This window comes from Myroides sp. N17-2 (genome assembly GCF_002286775.1).
Lineage (GTDB): Bacteria > Bacteroidota > Bacteroidia > Flavobacteriales > Flavobacteriaceae > Flavobacterium.
Genome location: NZ_NSGJ01000058.1, coordinates 1 through 21241, shown reverse-complemented (window position 1 = coordinate 21241; position 21241 = coordinate 1). Strand labels below are relative to the sequence as shown.

The window sequence follows — 21241 nt, the reverse complement described above, 5'->3', positions numbered from 1 at the left end:
TTTATTTGTATTTTATTTTGGTTCTTCTACTTCTAATGGAGTATTGACATTAAATGGGTCATAGCTAACTACTTCCCAATCTTTACTCAATAAGTCAATATAATAGTAGTTCACATTATCATCTTTATCAAAAGCACCATTCTTATTGATATCCTCTATTGTTCTAAAGTATAATCTGTTTTGTGAATCGATTACACTCCAGTCAAGCAATTCGTGAAGATCAACAGTAAGTTTTTTAAAGTTCTTACCACTTCCTTTACTGATATAAAGCGTTTTGATATCATTAGCATCTAGCTTACCATCTCTATTCGTATCAGCATCAAATATGCTATACACTAATATATTCTTCTTTGCTTTCTCTGCGATAGTATTCAAATAAGTAACACTTTGTATCTGTACTTTCTTATTTGTAAGAGGTCTAATCTGTAATGAATCTTTGTGTTGGAACATTAAATTCTCTAAGAATCCTGTTAGTTCAAAAGGGGCATAGTTAGACACAGTATAAGAAGTTTGGTTCACTTTACTCATACCGCTCTTAGAAGAATAACTATATACACGTACTTCTCCTATAGGATGTACTAAATAATCTGACTGTCCCATTAATACAGGCAAATCAGCGATACGGATATCTTCCGTACGATTCTTATCCGTAACCGTTTCAGTAGAGGCAGCTGATGTACCATCTTCTTTATAGATAACTTTAGGTTTCTCTGCTTCTTGTTTACAAGCAACAACTAATAATAAGGCTCCTAAAAACAGTCCTACTCTTACTTTCATAATAGAAAAATTAATACTCCAAAGATACATAAATAGTAATCTCAATTAACAACACTAATTATCATTTTTTTACTTGAACTATAAACAAAAAAGAACCACCTAAGTGATTCTCTTTCATTAATATCTATTTTTGATAAGATTAGACTATAAATTACCCTCTAAAGAAGTGTGATTCATACACTCCTTCATTTCCTACGTTGTCCTTTACCTTTATCACTACATCATTACGTCCTGATACTACCTTGCCATCGCTAAACTTATGTAAGATCTTACGAGTCTTATAATCGAAATCTAACAATATCCAATTACCATTGATATAACCATTGATGGTATCTATCCCTGATATATCATCTCTAACTAAGAATGAGATTTCAGATTCGTTGCTTAACCACTGCCCTTCTGTAAAGCTCGCTTTATCTATAGTAGGAGCATTTTCATCTGCGATAATCTTATAATCACCAAAACTCTTCGTATAAATAGTCCAAAGGTTACCTTTTTTGGTTGTTTTAAAATAATCACGCTTACCTCCATCTACTCTAGCAATAAAAGATTTATCACGATTAGCGATAGTCATTCCTGAAGTGTCAAAAGTAATAGACATACTCTTCGCTACTGGCACCACAGGTTTGTGTAACTTCAGTACCTCATTATCTACAGACATATCCATTAAAAAGTCATTATAAAAAGCCTTTGCAGGAATACTAACTGTTACTTTATTTTTTTCAAAGATGTAATCTCTATCCGAGTTGATTTTATATTCACCTGTTGGGATTGTCTTTTTAGTCTTCGCTACAGCACTAGAATATTCTACAGGTATTTTAATTGTAGTCTTGTTACCGTGATAATCTGACAGTACTATCGTGTAGTTATAATTCTGTCCACTCTTCACATTAAACACCCCTTTATTTGCATCAACAGTTAATACAGATAACGCATAAGGTTTATCATAAAAGAGACGTTGTACTTTCTTTTTAGTACTTAGATAGCGTTCATAATCTACTAAAGCATTTACAAACCCAGTCTCATTAAAAGAAAACAAGTCGAACTTATAAGAGAATAACGGTTTACCATTAACAGAAGTCTCTACCATATACACCCCATTCTTATTGGTATTAAAGTTAGCCGTATCGTGAATATCAATACCGAAACTTAAATCGCCACGTCCTTTTACAGGGCTAGCCAAAAGAGAACCGTCTTTCTGTGTAACATATGACAACTGAGTTGGTGTCTCATTTTCATTCGCTGAAGCATCACTTCCAACAGGATAAACATATAGCCCATTAATCGTAGGAGCTTGTGTATCTGTCAAGAGTTTATCTAATCCCTCTCTAAGTGGATTAATGATATTCTGTGTTTTGGTATCACGAAATTCGTAGTGTAAATGTGGTCCACCAGAACCACCTGTATTACCTGTATAAGCTATTATCTGTCCTTTCTTTACGGCTAATTCATTCTTACGAGGGAATATCTCTATCTCAAAATTATTCTCTGAATAATGTCTATCTAAAACCAATTTGGCAATATCACCTGCATACGAATCTAAGTGCCCATAAACAGTAGTCTGTCCGTTAGGGTGATCTATATATAATGCCTTACCATATCCCCAAGTCGAAACTTTAATACGCGATACAAAACCATCTGCAGGAGCATATACAGGCAAGCCTATACGCTGTTGGGTTTTAATATCAAGTCCAGTATGGAAGTGCGTTCCACGCAGCTCTCCAAAATTACCTGAAGCGTGGATAGAAATATTCAGTGGACTATTAAATACTTCTTGACTTTGGGCGTGTACAATAGTACTAAATGCGCTAATAAAAACGCCTGTTAGTAAATTAACTTTCATAATAACTTTAAACTTTTCCGCTAAATTACATAATACCTTTATAAAAAATAACATTATCACTAAAAATGAAACACATAGCCTTCAGCAATATAAAATAAAAGACTATTTACCATTTTTTTTATAGAAAACTTTTTAAATTTAAATACTAATTGTAACTTTGTTGAAAGGATAGTGAATAAGAAGCATAATGAGCGAACTAACTGATATAATTAATTCTTTAGAGGTAAAGTTTGCTAAACTTATGCAACGACTAAGCACCTTGGAAGCAGAGAACAAACAACTAAAAAGTAGTTTGCAACTAGCACAAGAGGAGATTCAGAAAAACGAGACACAATTAGACTCGATTTACAAAAAGTATGAATCAATACAATTAGCGAATTCACTATTGGGCAGTGAAGAAAATAGAAGAGATACGAAACTCAAGATAAATTCATTGATTAAAGAGATAGATCAATGTATAGCTCATCTCACTAAATAAGGGATAATATGAGTCAAAAAGATGAACAATTAAAGATTAAATTATCTATAGCTGATAGGGTTTACCCTCTAACAGTAGCCTACTCACAAGAAGAAGGACTGCGATCGGCATCAAAGAAGATAGATTTAATGATACATCAATTTGAGGAAAACTATGCCGTAAGAGATAAGCAAGATGTTCTGGCGATGTGTGCATTACAATTCGCATCACAGAATGAGCAAAAGACAATTGATACGACAGATAGTTATAACAAATCTGTAGAACGTTTAATCAGGTTGGATGAGGCTTTAGATCGTGTTCTCTCAAAGAAAATATAACAATACGTTCTTAACATAAGATACTAAAAATACTGCTCACATTAGTACTGTTTGATAAACTTAACACCAACAAATTAAAATGGGTGAATCTTTGCAACTAAAGCATGCTGCCTTGCGCAGATCCTTGAAAAGCAAGCTAACTCAAAACTTGTTATTTATTGAGTTTACACAACTCAAACTAGTGTGGGCTTTTTTTATATATAATTTATAGAAACATTTATGGAAATACTAATGATCATTGGGGGAATAGTGATTGGTGCCGCAATAGGCTTCATGGTAGCAAAGTACCTAGAAAAAAACCATGCTTCCTCAATATTGTCTAACGCACAGAATGAGGCAAAGACGCTAATACGCGATGCCAAGACAGATGGAGAGGCAATAAAAAAAGAGAAGATATTACAAGCTAAAGAGAAGTTTATAGAGTTAAAATCTGAACATGAACAAGTAATCTTAGCGCGTGATAAGAAGATCGCTGAAGCAGAGAAAAGAACTAGAGATAAAGAATCTCAAATTTCAAGTGAATTAGCGAAGGCTAAGAAAGCGAATGATGAAGGTGAGAAAAAAGTAGCTGAATATGATCAGAAACTTGAAATTGTTGAAAAGAAACAAGAAGAAGTAGATAGACTTCACCGCTCTCAAGTAGAACAATTAGAGATTATCTCAGGATTAACTGCTGAAGAAGCTAAAGGTCAAATCATCGAAAGTCTTAAAACAGAAGCTAAAGCAAATGCTATGGCGTCTATTCAAGAAACTATCGAAGAAGCTAAGCTTACTGCTCAACAAGAGGCTAAAAAGATCATTATCGGAACTATCCAACGTATCGGTACAGAAGAAGCGGTAGAGAACTGTGTATCTGTATTCAACATTGAATCTGATGATGTAAAAGGTAGAATTATCGGTAGAGAAGGTAGAAACATTAGAGCTATAGAGGCTGCTACAGGAGTAGAAATCATCGTAGATGATACACCAGAAGCAATTATCTTATCTTGTTTTGACCCTGTAAGAAGAGAAATAGCTCGTCTATCTCTACACAGATTAGTAACAGACGGACGTATCCACCCTGCTCGTATCGAAGAGGTTGTAGCTAAAACTACGAAACAAATCGAAGAGGAGATCATCGAGATAGGTAAAAGAACTGTTATTGATTTAGGTATTCACGGATTACACCCTGAGTTAATCAAAATAATAGGTAGAATGAAATATCGTTCTTCTTATGGACAAAACTTACTACAACACTCACGTGAAGTAGCTAAATTATGTGGATTAATGGCAGCTGAGCTTGGATTAAACGTTAAGTTAGCTAAACGTGCTGGATTACTTCATGATATCGGTAAAGTACCAGAAACGGAAAGTGAATTACCTCACGCTATCTTAGGTATGCAGTGGGCTGAGAAATACGGTGAAAAACCAGAAGTATGTAATGCTATCGGTGCTCACCACGATGAGATAGAGATGACTACATTAATCTCTCCTATCATCCAAGTATGTGATGCTATATCAGGTGCTAGACCAGGTGCTAGACGTCAAGTATTAGATTCATACATCCAACGTCTGAAAGACTTAGAAAGCATCGCTAATGAGTTTAACGGAGTTAAGAATGCTTATGCTATCCAAGCTGGACGTGAACTACGTGTTATCGTAGAAAGTGAAAAAGTAACTGATGAAATGGCAGCGACTCTATCTTTCGACATCTCACAAAAGATCCAAACTGAAATGACTTATCCAGGTCAAGTGAAGATCACTGTAATTAGAGAAACAAGAGCAATCAACATTGCTAAATAATAAAGACTTCTAGTCAACAAAAAAGAGCTATTGAAATTCAATAGCTCTTTTTTTATATCCTTAATTTGTCTTTTTAACCCAGAATCAGTGATAGACATATCAACGAAAAGTAATTATACAAAATAGGTCTGAATTAGTGACGAAACCATACTATAGTATGGTTGAGAAGCTGATGAAAGAGATATAAAGTAGAATTGCTTTGTAGTATTTGGCTAATGCTGATTCTGGGTTTAACTCTTAGATGATCTAGGATGAAACTCTTCTAACACAGACCTTAAACGCTCTGTAGAGACATGTGTATAGATCTCTGTAGTAGTTATATTTTCATGGCCTAACATCAGTTGTATCGCTCTAATATCAGCCCCATTCTCTAATAGGTGGGTAGCAAATGAATGTCTAAAGGTATGAGGACTAATATTCTTCTGCAAACTAATTTCAACTGCTAATCGCTTAATAATCGTGAATATCATAGCACGGGTTAATTGTCCTCCTCTTCTATTTAAAAATAGGATATCAGAACTATCTTTCTTTACTACCATATGAGCGCGAATAGAGTCGTTATACAACACTATTAACTCCATCGTATTGGTATCTATAGGAACAAAACGATGCTTGCTCCCCTTCCCTATTACCCTAATAAACCCTTCTTCGAAGAACAAATCAGATAAACGAAGTCCAACTAATTCACTAACACGCAGTCCACAGCTATATAATGTCTCTAACATCACTTTGTTTCTAAAGCCTTCTGGAGTAGACTGATCTATAGCACCTATCAGTAAATCTATCTCTTCCACGCTTAATACGTCAGGTAACTTACGTCCTGTCTTAGGAGTATCAATCAACTCTACAGGAGACTTCTTAATATACCCCTCTAATATAAAGTAATTAAAGAAGTTCTTTAGTCCGGCTATTATCCTAGCCTGTGTAGTCGGAGCCACAACTTCTGCTATACTATATAGAAAACCTTGAAGCACACTCGTATCAATAGAATCAATACTGTACTTATCCTCAAAGCCATCTAGATAGTTGATAAACTTGCGGATATCTAACTCATAACTATCCACAGAGTTCATCGATAATCCTCGTTCTAACTTTAAATAAGTAGTAAACATCTTAATATTCCCTTCCCAATACCCAGAAGCCATAGATAACATTTTAATTTACCTCAAATATACAAACAAAAAAAGAGCCTCTAAAAAGAGGCTCTCTATATTCAATTAAGATTGTAATCTAATTAGAATTTGTAAGTTAAACCGAATGTAGCTGTATCAAAGAAGTTATTGAATACATTTAAGTCAGTATTGAACTCACTAACTGCTTTACCACCATCTTTCTTAGCAGAAGAATAAGAAATAACATCTCCTAAGTTAAAGCTAATTGCAACATTCTTAGTAACGAAATAGTTCATACCAAGATTTAAACCAGCAGCCATACCTTTAGTTTTAACAGCATCTTTAACACCGTCTTTAACTTGAGCATAACCTACACCTACTTCTGCATAAGTTTTGAAACGTTGACCTAATTCTAAGAAATAGTAACGACCAAACACACCTCCGTAAAAGCTATTAACTTTTGCAGTTTTAGTTCCATCAACTTTAGTATTAGCAGAACCTACTTCGAAAGATGCTCCAACAGCAAATTTGTCAGATAACATATATCCTACTTTAGGATTAAAGTTAAATACATTCTTTTTCTCGTCTGTATTTTTATCATTTTTAGAATTAAATCCGATGTTTCCTTCAACGAATACGTTAGTTTCTTGGAATCCGAAAGTTGGTTTTTCTGTTTCTTGTGCATTTGCAGTGAAACCGATAGCAGCTACAGCTACTAATGAAAGTACTAATTTTTTCATGTTTTTAAGCTATTTTTAATTAACACATCAAATGTAGCAACATTCACCAATAGCGATGCTTTTTTTAATAATAAAATAACAATTTCGTAACACGAACAAGAAAATAAAACACGTAATCAATTAAAAAACAACATAATATATCAAATAATTAACATTCATAAATATTTGTTAAAACAAGGTGTTTTTACTCATACATCTATAATATAAATCACAATTAAACCAAAACAAACATCACAAACAACCAACATTAACATAAAAAACAAAAGATAATATAAGAAAATGCTTTTTAACCACCTCAAAAACATCACAAATCATCACCTTACCATCTAAGCGACATATAAAGTAAAAAACACGCTGTTATATATTAACTCCATTTATAACTTTCATACGTTATTATATAATATATTTGTTTATCACAAAGTACAGATATGAAAATAGCGATAATTAATGGACCTAATCTAAACCTCTTGGGCAAAAGAGAACCTGAAGTTTATGGAAGTACTTCTTTTGAAGATTATTTTAAAACCTTAGAGTCTAAATATTCTAACATCAATTTTTCTTACTTTCAATCTAATGTAGAGGGAGAGTTAATAAACTACTTACATGAGATAGGATTCACTTATGACGCCATTGTGTTAAATGCAGGTGCATATACACATACCTCTATTGCCATAGCTGATGCTATAGCTGCAATAACTACTCCTGTAATAGAAGTACATATATCTAATACACACAAAAGAGAAGATTTTAGAAAGCATTCATTTTTATCACCTGTTTGCCAAGGAGTAATTCTAGGCTTCGGATTAAAAAGTTATGACTTAGCTATAGCTTCTATCTTAGAATAATGATGTCAAACCTGAATAAGCTTTTCTTCTATAACACTCTACTAATACTATTAGTTATGCATGGTTATGCTCAAAAATCTTATTCTATTATAGGAAGAGTCACTGATGTTAAAGGGCTTCCTGTAGAAAACTCAATAGTATTTGTAAAAAAAACAGATCACCAAACGACAACTAACACAAACGGTATATTTCATATAGAAATACAATCCGGACAACAACTATATGTGCAAAAAGAGGGATATGCCATCCGAAAACTAGAATATTCCCCTTCTAAAGCAGAGAAAAACACTTGGAATATTGTTCTTACTTCCCTTAAAGACACAGATATATTCTATGATAATCCGCAAGATGAATATGCCTTATTCATTATGGACCTAGCTAGTAAAAATAAACGAAGTAATAACTTACAAAAGTTTAATGTTGACTTTTACTCAAAAGGAAATCTACAGTTAATATCTGGTAGACAAACTTTTTTAGGTCAAAAAAGAAAAGATTTAGACCCTTCATTAGATCTTACCGACCTTAATAACTATATCTATTTAGGTGAGTTAACTTCTAAACGCACTACTTTAAATGAGGACTATAATAAAGAGAAAGTAAATGCTATTAATGAAATAGGTAAATCAAAAGACTTATTCTTCTTAACCGCCACGGATAGTGACATCAACCTATATAACAAGGGTGTATCCACTCAGATCAATGTGATATCTCCTCTAATGTCTTATGCAAAGACCTATTATTACTTTAAGTTATTAAGTAAAGAGCTAGATAACTTAGGTAATGATATCTACACGATAAGCTTCACGCCTAAACGAGATAGAGAGCCTATTATGGAAGGGACATTATCTCTAACAAGTGATAAATGGCAGATAACCCAATTATACGCTGCTATGAATGGGGAAAACATAGGGCTTAAAAACGTAAAGCAATTAGTAGTTACACAAGAATACAAATATAACAGCTCTCTAGATCTATATCTTAAAGAAACACAAAACCTATATTTAAAGGGAAAATTCCTTGTATTTGATTATATAGGTTCTTTTAAGGCACATTATAACAATTATCAAGTAGATAATAATCTAAATAAAAAACAGTTCTCTAGCGAACTAATCCAATACTCTAATAACTTCTTAAATCAACCTGATAGTTATTGGCAAAATACTAGACCATATCCTCTTACGAAAAAAGAATTGGCTACATATAATGAGCAAGAATTAAAACTACAAGAAACAACTAAAGCGACATTAGATTCTATTGATAAAAGAACTAATAATTTCACATTGTTTAAATTAGTCAAAGGATATCAACATATAAATTCACATAACAATACTTCTATCACATATAGAGGTTTAATACAAACTTTTGCCTTTAATGCTATCCAAGGATTTAATGTAACAACAGGGCTAGATTATGCAAAAATTCAAGATGATAACTCACTAACTAAATTAGGTACAATCGTTAATTATGGAACATCAGAAAACAAGTTTAGAGTCTCTGGATATGCTTCACATATATTCAATCAAATAAATTATAATACCCTAACCTTAACGGGAGGTAGTACTATCTTACAGTTTAATCAAGATGATCCTATAAAGACACCTATTAACTCAATCGCTAGTGCCTATTTCGGAAAAAACTACGCCAAATATTTTCAAAAAAGCTTTTTACAATTAAAGTATGAGCAATATGCATTCAATAAATTTAAGTTTACTGGAACACTTGAGTATGCGCATAGAAAAGTCATTAGTAATGGTATGCAAAGTCCGCCCTTTGCGCCTCATAAAGACTTTACTTCTAATAATCCATTAGATCCAAATGATTTTGAAACGGCTCCATTTATAGATAATTCTATCTTTAAACTGAATATGGCTATGAATATAATCTTTGATCAAAAGATCATATCATACCCAAGTTCTAAGCAATATTTACCAACATCGAAGTATCCTATTATCACATTAAATTTAGATAAGACACTAAACGCTACTACGAGTAATTACAACTATACTTACGTGTCTTTTGCTACACAGTATAACGATAACATTGGTAAAATAGGTAATCTATACGTAGGTCTATCTGCGGGTAAATATCTAGAACAGAATGACATTGCTTTTACAGATTATAAGCATTTTAATGGAAATAAAACATTTATAGGTTCATCAGCAGTATATAATAAACACTTCAACTTACTTCCTTATTATGAGTTTAGCACTAACAAATCATATGTGGAGTTTCACCTAGAACACGACTTTAGAGGCTACATAATGAATAAAATACCGTTATTAAATAAGACTAGGTATTCACTAGTGATGGGGTACCATATGCTTAATGTCCCTGATAAAGATGTTTACGGAGAGTTTAGTATAGGATTAAATAACTTCGGATTTGGTAAGTTTAGACCATTCCGTATTGACTTCTTCCATACTGTATCAGCTGATGCTCCTAAGAAATTTGGCTTTGTATTCGGTATAAAAGTACTAGACTTAATCCAAAAGTAATAGGTGTCTATCTTTATATAGAGTCTTTTACGGTGTTTAAGTCTTTTTTTAGCACTTCCCAAAAAAACACAACATACAATTAATCAGTCACAACAAATCTAAGCTTACCTATACAGTAAGCTAAAATGCATAACCCAAACGACCGCAATAAAAAATACAGTCACACAAGTAACTAACAGATTAGACTCAAAATCTACATTAGACAAATACTACAAAGCTATTCTACTTCGTAGTATTTGCTTATCACTGATTCCGGGTTTAAGTCAGTTTCCATTCTTATATATTCCATTTACTTTCATACATTTGCATTATATTCCAATTTCTATTCCACTAGAAATCAATGATTTTAATTCATTTATGGATTATATATCTTATCACTTACCTCAAAAAAAAAGAAACTACCTAATTTTATTAATTCCTAGCTATGAAGTGGCTATGTCGACTTGTATGATAGTATATTAACAGTATCGTGCATCCATAGTGACTCCATTAAAAAGGCTGTTTTAATGGAGTCACTATGGACTCATTATGGACTCACTATGGACTCATTATGGACTCACTATGGACACAATCGAACCAAGACTGCATAAAAATACCTATCTCACCTATTAATATATGTAATTCTGATAATTTTCAAATTTTAGCCTAGAAGATTGGCCTAAAAAAAGCTATTGAATACTTAAAATCAATGCTTTGCAAAGATACATATTAAAAACCAAAATATTTTACCCCTCTTTGTTTTTTACTATAAATTAAAATTGTCAAGTGAGGATTATGACTTCAGTAATATGATAGTATAGTGAGTACATAACAAAGGGTAAAACTATGCAAGTGTTATGCAATCACGCCAATTTCATTATACAAAAAAAGCTAAGTCGTAGATTACAACTTAGCCTTTTATATTCTTATTACTAGATAATTTTAGTCTTCTATTCTCTCTATATGAGCTCCTAATGCTCTTAATCTATCATCTATAGACTCATATCCTCTATCGATTTGTTCGATATTTTGTATCTCACTTACTCCTACTGCAGATAATGCCGCTATTAATAAAGAGATACCTGCGCGAATATCAGGTGATGACATCTTAGTCGCTTTTAATTGTGATTTAAAATCGTGACCTATAATAACTGCTCTATGTGGATCACAAAGAATAATCTTAGCTCCCATATCAATCAATTTATCAACGAAAAAAAGTCTACTTTCAAACATCTTTTGGTGGATAAGCACTTCCCCTCTAGCCTGTGTTGCTACTACTAAGATAACACTTAATAAATCAGGTGTTAGTCCTGGCCATGGCGCATCAGCTATCGTTAGAATAGATCCATCGATATAATTTTGTATTTCATATCCATTAGTATGAGCAGGAATATAAATATCATCCCCTCTCTTCTCTAGTGTGATACCTAATCTTCTAAACGTATTAGGAATAACCCCTAGATGCTCCCAACCTACATTTTTAATAGTAATCTCACTTTGAGTCATTGCTGCTAAACCGATCCAAGAACCAATCTCGATCATATCTGGCAACATTGTATGTTCACATCCTTTTAATGCCGTTACTCCCTCTATAGTAAGTAAGTTAGACCCTATTCCCTGGATCTTAGCTCCCATAGAGTTAAGCATCTTGCATAACTGCTGAATATAAGGTTCACACGCTGCATTATATATAGTAGTAATACCTTCTGCTAATACTGCTGCCATTAAAATATTAGCTGTTCCTGTCACAGATGCTTCGTCTAATAACATATCAGCACCTACTAACTTCTCAGCTTCTACACCGTAGAAATATTCTTCTCTATTATATCTAAACGTAGCACCTAACTTGATAAAACCATCGAAGTGAGTATCTAATCTTCTTCTACCTATCTTATCTCCTCCTGGTTTAGGAATATATCCTTTACCAAAACGAGCTAATAAAGGTCCCACCATCATAATAGATCCTCTTAAAGCTTTACCGTCTTTCTTAAAACCATCAGAGGTAAGATACTCTAAGTTTAAATCATCTGCCTGAAAAGACATCTTGTTTGGTCCAAGATCTTCAGTCTTCACTCCTAATTTACCTAATAGTTCTATTAATTTATTAATATCTATAATATTAGGAATATTAGATAATACTACCTTCTCTGGTGTTAATAATACTGCACATAAGATTTGCAATGCTTCATTCTTAGCTCCTTGTGCATAAACCTCTCCTTTTAACTTAACTCCTCCTTCTATCTTAAATGTATTCATTACTTCTTACCTTTTGAATGATAGTTATTACTTTTAAACTTCTTGTTAGTATTGTTGCTACTTGAATTACTCTTCTGATTGTTATTCGTGTAATTTGCTTTATTTGACTGCTTTTTATTCACCTGCATTAAATTAGCAGTGGTAGAAAGCTCTTCTTCCTTCTTAAACAAATTAATCTTACCGTTAGAAAGATCATATAAATGCTCAAAGATTACTTCATCCTTTACCGTTTCTTTATTCCAACTCAAATAACTTTTCTTCATGTGATTAGCAATCACCAAGATTAAAGCATCCTTCATCTCACCACTTTCCCAAGCGATAGCTTTATTAATCATATAGGTAATATTATTACCGTAAAATCTATACTTAGGGTGATTCTGAGGGTAACCTAATTTTTCTGGTTTAGAAAAAATAGTTTCTTTAGTTGCTATAGGAAAAGGACAATCAACATCTAGTGAGAACTCAGACATCATAAACAATTGATCCCAAAGCTTATGTTGAAAATCAGGTACATCACGTAGATGAGGATTCATACTCCCCATAACGCTAATAGCGTACTTCGCTCCTTTATTACGCTCTTCCCTATCCTCAATATTACGCACATGGTCAATCAAGTTTTGTAAATGACGACCATATTCAGGTATAATTAATGGTTTTCTCAGGGAATTGTACTCTAAATGAGTTACTGCTTCTTTGGAATCAAACTTCATATGTATAAGCTATTATGTTGGAATACGACTAAATATTAGTTGTATTTGCACTTAGAAAGTAATTTGTTTTAAAAATAGGAAAAAAAAGAACTATAAAGAAACAATTCCTTCGATAGTAGATACAGCGATATACTTGTCAATAATCTCCTGAGAGCTATTAACCATAAGTTTAACAGATATACTTGAGAATTTACCTGTGCTAGAATTCTTAATTTGAATATCCGCATTAGATCCGTCGAAAGCCTCTTCAACTCTCGCTATTTTCTCTGCATCACCCGGTACAATAAACTTATACAAGTATGGTCTTGGCCAAGTTTTATCATCCTCTAACTGTTCTTTTAATCTCTTATAAAATTCAATTGTATTATCGTCCATATCGTTTTTATTAGGCAAATATAATCAAAATAACCGCTATTAATTTCAAAAGATGTAGTTAAAAGTCTTTTGTAGCTGACATTTTATTGTACTTTTGCACCTTTGATATTTACAGCAAAATGGACACAAAAATAATCTTAATCATAGGAGGCCCAGGTTCTGGTAAAACTACGTTGATTAACGAGCTAACAAGCAAAGGATATGTTTGCTATCCAGAAATATCGCGTGCGGTTACAAAAAAGGCTCAAGAAAAAGGTATTGATCAATTATTTCTAACAGAACCCCTGTTATTCAGTCAATTACTTTTAGAAGGAAGAATAGAACAACATAATGAAGCAGTACAAGAATCTGCTAATTTAGTGTTTATTGATAGAGGGATACCTGATGTATTAGCATACATGCATTACACAGGAGATAAATACCCCGAAAGTTTTGATGTAGCATGTAAAAACCATGTTTATCATCAAATCTTCTTATTGCCGCCTTGGGAATCAATTTATCAAAGTGATGAACAACGCTACGAAAATTTCGAACAAGCAAGCCAAATACATGAACACCTTATCTCTACTTATAAAAACTATGGGTATGATTTGATAGAGGTGCCGCGTGATACAGTAGAAAAAAGAATAGATTTTATCATAGGTAAAATTTAATATACTTACGGACTAAACTTTAGATCACATATAGACGCAAGTCAATTGTATTTTAAGTTATTGTTAAAAGGGTTATAGTAAACAAACTATAACCCTTTTCTTTACAACTAATTTTGTAAATTCGTTACCGTATTTACATATTACTGCTAGAACATGACTACACCAATCGAAATTCTTCAAAAATACTGGAACTACGATAGTTTTAGAGAACCACAGCAAGATATCATAAACTCTGTTCTAGATAAGCAAGATACCTTTGCCCTATTACCAACAGGTGGCGGTAAAAGTATTTGCTTCCAAATACCCGCTTTATTACAACCAGGCACTTGTTTAGTTGTTTCGCCATTAATTGCATTAATAGAAGATCAGGTCAATAACTTAAACAAACTAAATATCAAGGCGACTTCTATTATAGGAGGAACGCCTATGCATGAGATAGACGCTATCTTTGACAACTGTATGTATGGGGATTATAAATTCTTATATGTATCTCCTGAGCGCTTAAAACAAGGGTGGATTTTAGACCGCATTGAGAAGTTAAAGATTAGCTTAATCGCCATAGATGAAGCTCACTGTATTTCGCAATGGGGACATGATTTTAGACCCTCTTATCTAGAGCTAGGAAAACTGCGTGACTTATTCCCTACTATTCCTATAATCGCTTTAACAGCTTCAGCAAACAAAAAAGTAGTTGCGGATATCTGTGATAATTTAAAACTAAACAATCCGAAGGTTTTTACTAAAAGTTTTTTGCGTGAAAACTTAATTTATGGAGTATATAAAGTAGAGAATCAATTAAACACTGTACTCCGCATTATACAAAAAAACCCTGCCCCTACTATTATCTATGTGCGAAATAGAAAAGAAGCGTACTTCTTCTCTGCTCAATTAAACCAACTTAATCACAAAGCTACATTCTTCCACGGTGGTCTTTCTATCATTGAGAAGAAAAAAAGGATGCAAGATTGGATAGAAGAAAAAACACCTATAATAGTAGCAACTAACGCATTTGGGATGGGGATAGACAAAAAGAATGTCAAAAACGTTATCCATATACAGATTCCCGAAAACATAGAGAATTACTATCAAGAAGCTGGTCGAGCAGGTAGGGATGGCAATAAAGCATTTGCTTCTATGTTAGTCACTACACAGGAAATCAAACAGAATAGTGATATGTTTGAAACAAGTTTATTTGACAAAGAATTCCTAAAACTGATCTATCGAAAACTCAATAACTTCCTAAGCATAGCTTATGGTGAAGGATATAACTGTACGTATAGTTTTAACTTCAACAAGTTTTGTAATCACAACAAATTCTTACATAGAAAAGCATATAATGCATTACAATTCTTAGATAGACAAGGCGTTATTCGATTAACTCAAGATAACAAAAACAAAACAAAACTTGTATTTACAGCACCTAGTAGCGAGATACTTGATATCACTTATGACAATGAAGGTTATGAAAACATCATACACTTCATCCTGAGAACCTATACTGGTATTCACGAATATGAACACGATATAGACTTAACGCTAATAGAACAACATACAGGAGAATCAATAGAAAACATTATTGATTGCTTAAAAACTTGTCATGATCAAAATCTCTGTAATTATACACCGGAGGAAAATGACATTACAGTAATCTTTAATGAAGCTTGGGAAGAAGACAGAACATTATATAGAACTTTTCCTTACTTAGAACAGCAGAACAAACAGAAAGTAAATCAATATAAATCACTCTTGTTTTATATTGAAAACCAAGACATTTGTAAAAACAAAATACTTTTAGAATACTTTGATGAAGAAAAAAAAGAAGACTGTGGTACATGTTCTACTTGCATGTCAAGAAAAACTGCCATACCCACATCCGCTAGCGTAATAGAGACTATTTACAAACTTCTTAATCATTCACCTTTAAGTATAAATGACCTTGAGATAAACCACAGAATTAATAAGGAAGATATTATCTATTCTATCCAAGTACTGCTAGAACAAAATAAAATAAAAATCAATAACGAAAATCAATATACAACGATATGAAAGACTTGCGAATCGTATTTATGGGAACACCTGACTTCGCGGTGGGAATCCTAGACGCTATATATACTAATGAATACAATGTAGTGGCAGTAATCACTGCTCCAGATAGACCAGCTGGTAGAGGTCAAAAATTAAAATACTCAGCAGTAAAAGAATATGCTTTAGAAAAACAACTTCCGATACTACAGCCAACTAACCTTAAAGACGAAGAATTCTTAAAAGAATTAAAAGGCTACAATGCCAATTTACATGTAGTTGTAGCGTTTAGAATGTTACCTGAGGTTGTTTGGAAGATGCCAGAATTCGGTACATTTAATTTACATGCTTCTTTACTACCTGACTATAGAGGAGCAGCTCCTATTAACTGGGCAATCATAAATGGGGAAACAACAACAGGAGTATCTACATTCTTCATTGACGAAAAAATAGATACTGGTGCAATTATCTTAAAAAAGGAAACATCAATAGGTACCAATGAAAATGCAGGTGAATTACATGACAAACTAATGGTACTAGGAGCGCAAACAGTAATAGAAACTTTAGATCTAATTAAAAATAATAAAGCTACTACTGCAACTCAGCCCCAAGAAGAAACTAAAACCGCTTACAAATTAAACAAAGACAATACTAAGATTGATTTCACAAAAGAAGGAAATCAGATCCACAATCTTATTAGAGGTCTTAGCCCCTATCCAACTGCTTGGTGTACTATTAAAGACAATGACAATGAGTGGAATGTAAAAATATATGAAGCTAGCTATGAAGAAGATACTCATAATTATCCTCTTGGCAAGTTAATTTCTAGCAAGAAAGAAATCAAAATAGCTGTCAAAAATGGTTTTATCAATATTTTAAGACTTCAGTTCCCTGGCAAAAAGCCAATGAAAGCCAATGACTTACTTAATGGAGTAACATTTAGCGATAACACAATAGCAATTTAAAATATTGTATTTCAGTGATTTATAATTTTAAGACTAATTTTAGCTTTTAATAAGCTTTGATTTATCAACTTTTTATTTTTTTTTATCGAAAAGACTTGCATTATTAGAGAATTACCCTAAATTTGTATAAGGACGTTAATAAAGTTAACCTTTAAAAAAAATTATTATGAACAAAACTGAATTAATCGATGCAATTGCTAAAGATGCTGAAATCAGCAAGGTTGCAGCTAAAAAAGCATTAGAATCGTTTTTATCAAACATTGAAACTACTTTAGGTAAAGGAGGAAAAGTTTCTTTAGTTGGTTTTGGATCTTGGTCAGTATCTGAAAGAGCTGCTAGAGAAGGAAGAAACCCTCAAACTGGAAAAACAATTAAAATTGCTGCTAAAACAGTAGTGAAATTTAAAGCTGGTTCTGAATTAGAAAACGCTGTAAACAAAAAGAAAAAATAGTATTACTTGAAGTAATATTAGAAACTTTTCTAAAATATAAAACCTCATTTTTATTAAATGAGGTTTTTTTATATCTTAGAAGTAAATATCTTTTTATTGTCATTTATGATTCAATCAATTTCTATACATCGTGGAGATCAAATTATCTCACTACCTACAGCTAATACTGATGATCTTATTTTCTCTAGGGCTGTAATACTACTTACAGAGCATAATAATGATGGATCTGTAGGATTTATCCTAAACAAGCCTCTAGACTTAACTGTTGGTGATTTAGTTCCTCACATTGAATCCTCATTTACTATATATGATGGTGGGCCAGTACAAAAAAACAGACTATACTATATTCACTCTAAACCAGAGTTAATACCAGATAGTATACATATAGTTGATGATTTGTATTGGGGAGTTGAATTTGACGAGTTACCTAGGCTTTTAGCCGAAGGACTATTAGACAAAAGTGATATAAGATTCTTTTTAGGGTACTCTGGTTGGGATTGTGATCAGTTAAAAAACGAAATAGAAGATAATTTTTGGGTTACATCTAATCACCTAGGAACGGAGAATATCTTTTCCCAATCTCCAAAAGACCTTTGGAAAAACTCTCTTGCAAAATTGGGAAATAAATATTCATTATGGTTAAATGCACCTGAAAACCCTAACTTTAATTAGAATAACACATAGACTAGATTTTACATTAATCTAATCTTAGCATTTAATTTATTAATCAAATCGCTAGCTAGTGTATTGACATACTCTTTCTTGCGGTATTTTGTGATTGGTTGTACACCAACAATAACATTAGTAATAAACATTTCATCTGCTTTCTGCAGCTCAAAAGGAGATATAACTCCTTCTTCAAATGTATATTCGGTATGTTTTTGAAGAAGCTCTATAATTTGCTTACGCATTACACCTTTTATACAACCATCACTTACTGGAGGCGTTTTAACTACCTTATCCTTTACAATAAAGATATTTCCATTTAATGCCTCTACAATATTCTTTGCATCATTTAACAACAGACAGTTTTGATAGCCATTTTCTTCTGCAAACACACTTCCTGTAACATTTACCAATCTATTATTAGTCTTAAGCGTAGATAACAAATGTGCTGTTATGTAAAAATCTTTATATAGCTCTATTTCATAGTCACTGCTATTAAGAGTATATGCACTAACATTCAAGACTTCAGCTGAAGCCATAAAACCAATCTTTCTGTCAGATGGCAAGTATTTACCATTAGCATCTCTAAACACGTTAAAACGTACTCTAACTGCACTCACAGGTGTATTCAAAGCACGTACTAACTTCAGAACTTCTTCTTGAAAGAACTCCATTGTAAAATCCATAGGAATCTCCATGCGAAGGATACGCATTGAAGACATTAATCGGAAATAATGATCCTCTAAGAAGAGAACCTTATTATCTAAAACCTTAATTGTTTCGAAGACAGCGTCTCCGTATAGAAAACCTCTATTGTTTTCTATTAATATTTCACTAGTAGAAACAATTTTGCCGTTAACATTAATCATATTTCTCTTTTCTTCTGATTACTATTAACGGCAAATATAAGTTATATTTTATGGAATTATGCAGAACCCAACACTTGTTTTAAGTCCATTATTTGATTTTCCCATAGTTGTTTTGATTCATTAATCTCACTTGGTTCAGCGAAATCAGTTACAGTAATAGTAACATCTTTAGTCAACTCATCTTTGTGAATTTTTAATTCGAAAAAGTATTCAGTTTCCTTGTCATTTTCATCTAACCATCTGTATCTCACTCTCTCATCAGTCTTACGAGTCACAACACGAGCCTTTTCTTCAGAGTCTCCCCAAATAAAAGAATATATTTCACCACGTGAATTTACATTGTCAGCGAACCATTCACTTAATCCAGAAGGATCAGAAATATACTGATACAATAACTGCGGAGACGAATTAATCGAAAATTCTAGTTCGTATTTTTCTTTCATAACCTTTTTTAACATTTATAATTTTTTCGAATATAAACATATTTTCTAAATAAAAAAATATTTTTTTTTAACCAACCCCATTTGCATTATAAACTTTTTGTTCTATATTTGCACCCGCATTACAGCAGTAATGTAGGCCAATAAAATGGCGAGGTAGCTCAGTCGGTTAGAGCGCAGGATTCATAACCCTGAGGTCACGGGTTCAACTCCCGTCTTCGCTACAAGAGGTAAAAGGACATAATCTATCGATTATGTCCTTTTTTTGTTTACACACTTATACTTACTATAAAAGTACATTCTACCATTTGTTGTGGTATTCTTTTATTTCAGACTTCTCTCAACACTTATATTCCTACCCTATTAAAAGACATTCTTATATAAATCATACCTAATTACCATAAAAATCTACCTACTATAACCTAGTTAGTAATTCTAATTTTGCTCTCTAATCAAACAATAAAGATGGCAAATACTACCACAAAAAAAATACTAGTTATCAATGGGCATCCTGACTCTTTAAGCTACAATGAAGCACTTGCACAATCTTATATAGATGCTTTAAAAGATAACGACAGCATAGAAATAAAATACTTAGCGCTACATTCATTAGACTTCAATCCTAATCTTGAATATGGATATAGAAAAAGAACAGAACTAGAACCAGATCTTTTAAAAGCACTAGAATACATTAATTGGAGTGATCATACAGTATGGATACATCCTTTATGGTGGTTAGGATTACCTGCTATTATGAAAGGATTCTTTGATAGAGCTTTCTTACCTGGAATTGCTTTTACACACAATCCAGATGGGGAGACAGTTGGCTTATTTAAAGGAAAAACAGCACGTATTATTACCACTGGAGGTGATCTAGATATAAACATCTACACTGATATTTATAAATCAAGCGGCCTAATACAGCTTAGAGATGGAATACTTGCCTATTGCGGTATACAGACTATAGACACCACATTTATAGGTCCGATGAATAATCTTACTTATGAAGATAGAGCATTTTGGCTAAAGGAAGTTGATAATTATGCTTACCAGGATAGCTTACTCTAGAAACAATATGTTAACAATAAAATACTAATAATTAAAATACAATTACTTACGAAATAAAATGTGTTAAAGAACTAAATAAAACCAAATTACTATTGCACAGATATTAATTAGCACTATATTTGCACCACAATAACGCGGGATAGAGCAGTAGGCAGCTCGTTGGGCTCATAACCCAAAGGTCACAGGTTCGAGTCCTGTTCCCGCTACTACAAAGGAGACTTTTTATAAAAGTCTCCTTTTTTTGTTCCTATACCTTTCTATTCACTACTAGGTATTATTATGGATCAATCTCAAAAGTTGTGTTTATGCATAAAGTTTAGTCAATCTGTATAAGAAGAAGTCAATATCTCTTACTCCTCTAAATTGAGCCCTGAATGCTTTAATTTTGGCATTAAATG

General features: G+C 32.7%; 20 protein-coding genes, 2 tRNA genes, 1 other RNA gene and 1 pseudogene. 14 read left to right on the top strand and 10 right to left on the bottom strand.

All coding sequences use genetic code 11. The features are described 5' to 3' along the window. Nucleotides 1-12 precede the first annotated feature (12 nt). Nucleotides 13-777 (bottom strand): hypothetical protein, encoded by a 765-nt coding sequence (locus CF599_RS17455; protein WP_121967236.1) that lies wholly within the window; start codon nt 775-777, stop codon nt 13-15. A gap of 151 nt (nt 778-928) precedes the next feature. Further along, complete coding sequence (locus tag CF599_RS17450) at nt 929-2620, bottom strand: M23 family metallopeptidase (protein ID WP_121967248.1); 1692 nt, start codon at nt 2618-2620, stop codon at nt 929-931. A 187-nt stretch (nt 2621-2807) separates the two neighbouring features. Here CF599_RS17450 and CF599_RS17445 point away from each other — a divergent pair, with 187 nt between their 5' ends. The 4 genes from CF599_RS17445 (at nt 2808) to rny (ending at nt 5197) form a co-directional block, all read left to right on the top strand. Next, nucleotides 2808-3098: a hypothetical protein gene (locus CF599_RS17445; RefSeq protein ID WP_121967235.1), complete on the top strand. Its 291-nt coding sequence runs from the start codon at nt 2808-2810 to the stop codon at nt 3096-3098. Nucleotides 3099-3106: 8 nt separating this feature from the next. Beyond that, complete coding sequence (locus tag CF599_RS17440) at nt 3107-3415, top strand: cell division protein ZapA (protein ID WP_121967234.1); 309 nt, start codon at nt 3107-3109, stop codon at nt 3413-3415. A gap of 58 nt (nt 3416-3473) precedes the next feature. After that, nucleotides 3474-3581: non-coding RNA, 6S RNA (ssrS, locus tag CF599_RS17435), on the top strand. A gap of 53 nt (nt 3582-3634) precedes the next feature. Then, nucleotides 3635-5197 (top strand): ribonuclease Y, encoded by a 1563-nt coding sequence (gene rny / locus CF599_RS17430; RefSeq protein ID WP_121967233.1) that lies wholly within the window; start codon nt 3635-3637, stop codon nt 5195-5197. A 230-nt stretch (nt 5198-5427) separates the two neighbouring features. Here the strand turns inward: rny and xerD are convergent, their stop codons facing one another. Together xerD and CF599_RS17415 are read right to left on the bottom strand one after the other, a co-directional pair. Then, entirely contained in the window at nt 5428-6342 is a 915-nt protein-coding gene (gene xerD, locus CF599_RS17420; protein WP_121967247.1) for a site-specific tyrosine recombinase XerD, read from the bottom strand. 89 nt (nt 6343-6431) lie between these two features. Further along, nucleotides 6432-7049 carry an outer membrane beta-barrel protein gene (locus CF599_RS17415; protein ID WP_121967232.1) on the bottom strand — a complete coding sequence of 206 codons (618 nt, stop codon included), beginning with the start codon at nt 7047-7049 and terminating at the stop codon, nt 6432-6434. A 428-nt stretch (nt 7050-7477) separates the two neighbouring features. Between CF599_RS17415 and aroQ the strand changes: the two genes are divergently transcribed. Together aroQ and CF599_RS17405 are read left to right on the top strand one after the other, a co-directional pair. Beyond that, on the top strand, nt 7478-7894 hold the full coding sequence (aroQ, locus tag CF599_RS17410; protein WP_121967231.1) for a type II 3-dehydroquinate dehydratase: 417 nt from the start codon (nt 7478-7480) through the stop codon (nt 7892-7894). A gap of 56 nt (nt 7895-7950) precedes the next feature. Further along, entirely contained in the window at nt 7951-10389 is a 2439-nt protein-coding gene (locus CF599_RS17405; RefSeq protein WP_254050356.1) for a DUF5686 family protein, read from the top strand. A 921-nt stretch (nt 10390-11310) separates the two neighbouring features. Here the strand turns inward: CF599_RS17405 and murA are convergent. The 3 genes from murA to CF599_RS17390 form a co-directional block, all read right to left on the bottom strand. Further along, nucleotides 11311-12624 (bottom strand): UDP-N-acetylglucosamine 1-carboxyvinyltransferase, encoded by a 1314-nt coding sequence (gene murA / locus CF599_RS17400; protein WP_121967229.1) that lies wholly within the window; start codon nt 12622-12624, stop codon nt 11311-11313. Next, the gene (locus CF599_RS17395; RefSeq protein ID WP_121967228.1) at nt 12624-13334 is read right to left on the bottom strand and encodes a DUF4290 domain-containing protein; all 711 of its coding nucleotides are present in this window, start codon (nt 13332-13334) and stop codon (nt 12624-12626) included. The genes murA and CF599_RS17395 overlap by 1 nt, the downstream gene beginning before the upstream one ends. 90 nt (nt 13335-13424) lie before the next feature. After that, entirely contained in the window at nt 13425-13709 is a 285-nt protein-coding gene (locus CF599_RS17390) for a DUF493 family protein (RefSeq protein ID WP_121967227.1), read from the bottom strand. A gap of 119 nt (nt 13710-13828) precedes the next feature. Here CF599_RS17390 and CF599_RS17385 point away from each other — a divergent pair, with 119 nt between their 5' ends. The 5 genes from CF599_RS17385 (at nt 13829) to CF599_RS17365 (ending at nt 18472) form a co-directional block, all read left to right on the top strand. Then, nucleotides 13829-14362 carry an AAA family ATPase gene (locus CF599_RS17385; protein WP_121967226.1) on the top strand — a complete coding sequence of 178 codons (534 nt, stop codon included), beginning with the start codon at nt 13829-13831 and terminating at the stop codon, nt 14360-14362. 153 nt (nt 14363-14515) lie between these two features. Beyond that, on the top strand, nt 14516-16408 hold the full coding sequence (locus tag CF599_RS17380; protein WP_121967225.1) for an ATP-dependent DNA helicase RecQ: 1893 nt from the start codon (nt 14516-14518) through the stop codon (nt 16406-16408). Continuing rightward, nucleotides 16405-17349, top strand: coding sequence for a methionyl-tRNA formyltransferase (gene fmt / locus CF599_RS17375; RefSeq protein ID WP_121967224.1), 945 nt, complete (start codon nt 16405-16407; stop codon nt 17347-17349). Before CF599_RS17380 ends, fmt begins: the two co-directional genes overlap by 4 nt. Before the next feature lie 166 nt (nt 17350-17515). Beyond that, complete coding sequence (locus CF599_RS17370; RefSeq protein ID WP_121967223.1) at nt 17516-17800, top strand: HU family DNA-binding protein; 285 nt, start codon at nt 17516-17518, stop codon at nt 17798-17800. A gap of 105 nt (nt 17801-17905) precedes the next feature. Next, a complete protein-coding gene (locus CF599_RS17365) occupies nt 17906-18472 on the top strand; it encodes a YqgE/AlgH family protein (protein ID WP_121967246.1) in 567 nt (188 codons plus the stop codon). Nucleotides 18473-18492: 20 nt separating this feature from the next. Here CF599_RS17365 and CF599_RS17360 read toward each other — a convergent pair whose 3' ends face one another. Together CF599_RS17360 and CF599_RS17355 are read right to left on the bottom strand one after the other, a co-directional pair. Beyond that, a complete protein-coding gene (locus CF599_RS17360; RefSeq protein WP_121967222.1) occupies nt 18493-19335 on the bottom strand; it encodes an aminotransferase class IV in 843 nt (280 codons plus the stop codon). 56 nt (nt 19336-19391) lie between these two features. Continuing rightward, entirely contained in the window at nt 19392-19778 is a 387-nt protein-coding gene (locus CF599_RS17355; protein WP_121967245.1) for an START-like domain-containing protein, read from the bottom strand. A 147-nt stretch (nt 19779-19925) separates the two neighbouring features. Between CF599_RS17355 and CF599_RS17350 the strand changes: the two genes are divergently transcribed. From CF599_RS17350 to CF599_RS17340, 3 genes are all read left to right on the top strand, one after another. Next, nucleotides 19926-19999, top strand: a tRNA-Met gene (locus tag CF599_RS17350). 241 nt (nt 20000-20240) lie between these two features. Then, complete coding sequence (locus tag CF599_RS17345) at nt 20241-20843, top strand: NAD(P)H-dependent oxidoreductase (protein ID WP_121967221.1); 603 nt, start codon at nt 20241-20243, stop codon at nt 20841-20843. A 133-nt stretch (nt 20844-20976) separates the two neighbouring features. Next, a tRNA-Met gene (locus CF599_RS17340) sits at nt 20977-21049 on the top strand. Nucleotides 21050-21146: 97 nt separating this feature from the next. Here CF599_RS17340 and CF599_RS19990 read toward each other — a convergent pair. Beyond that, nucleotides 21147-21241, bottom strand: a pseudogene (locus tag CF599_RS19990) (transposase); the annotation flags it as partial.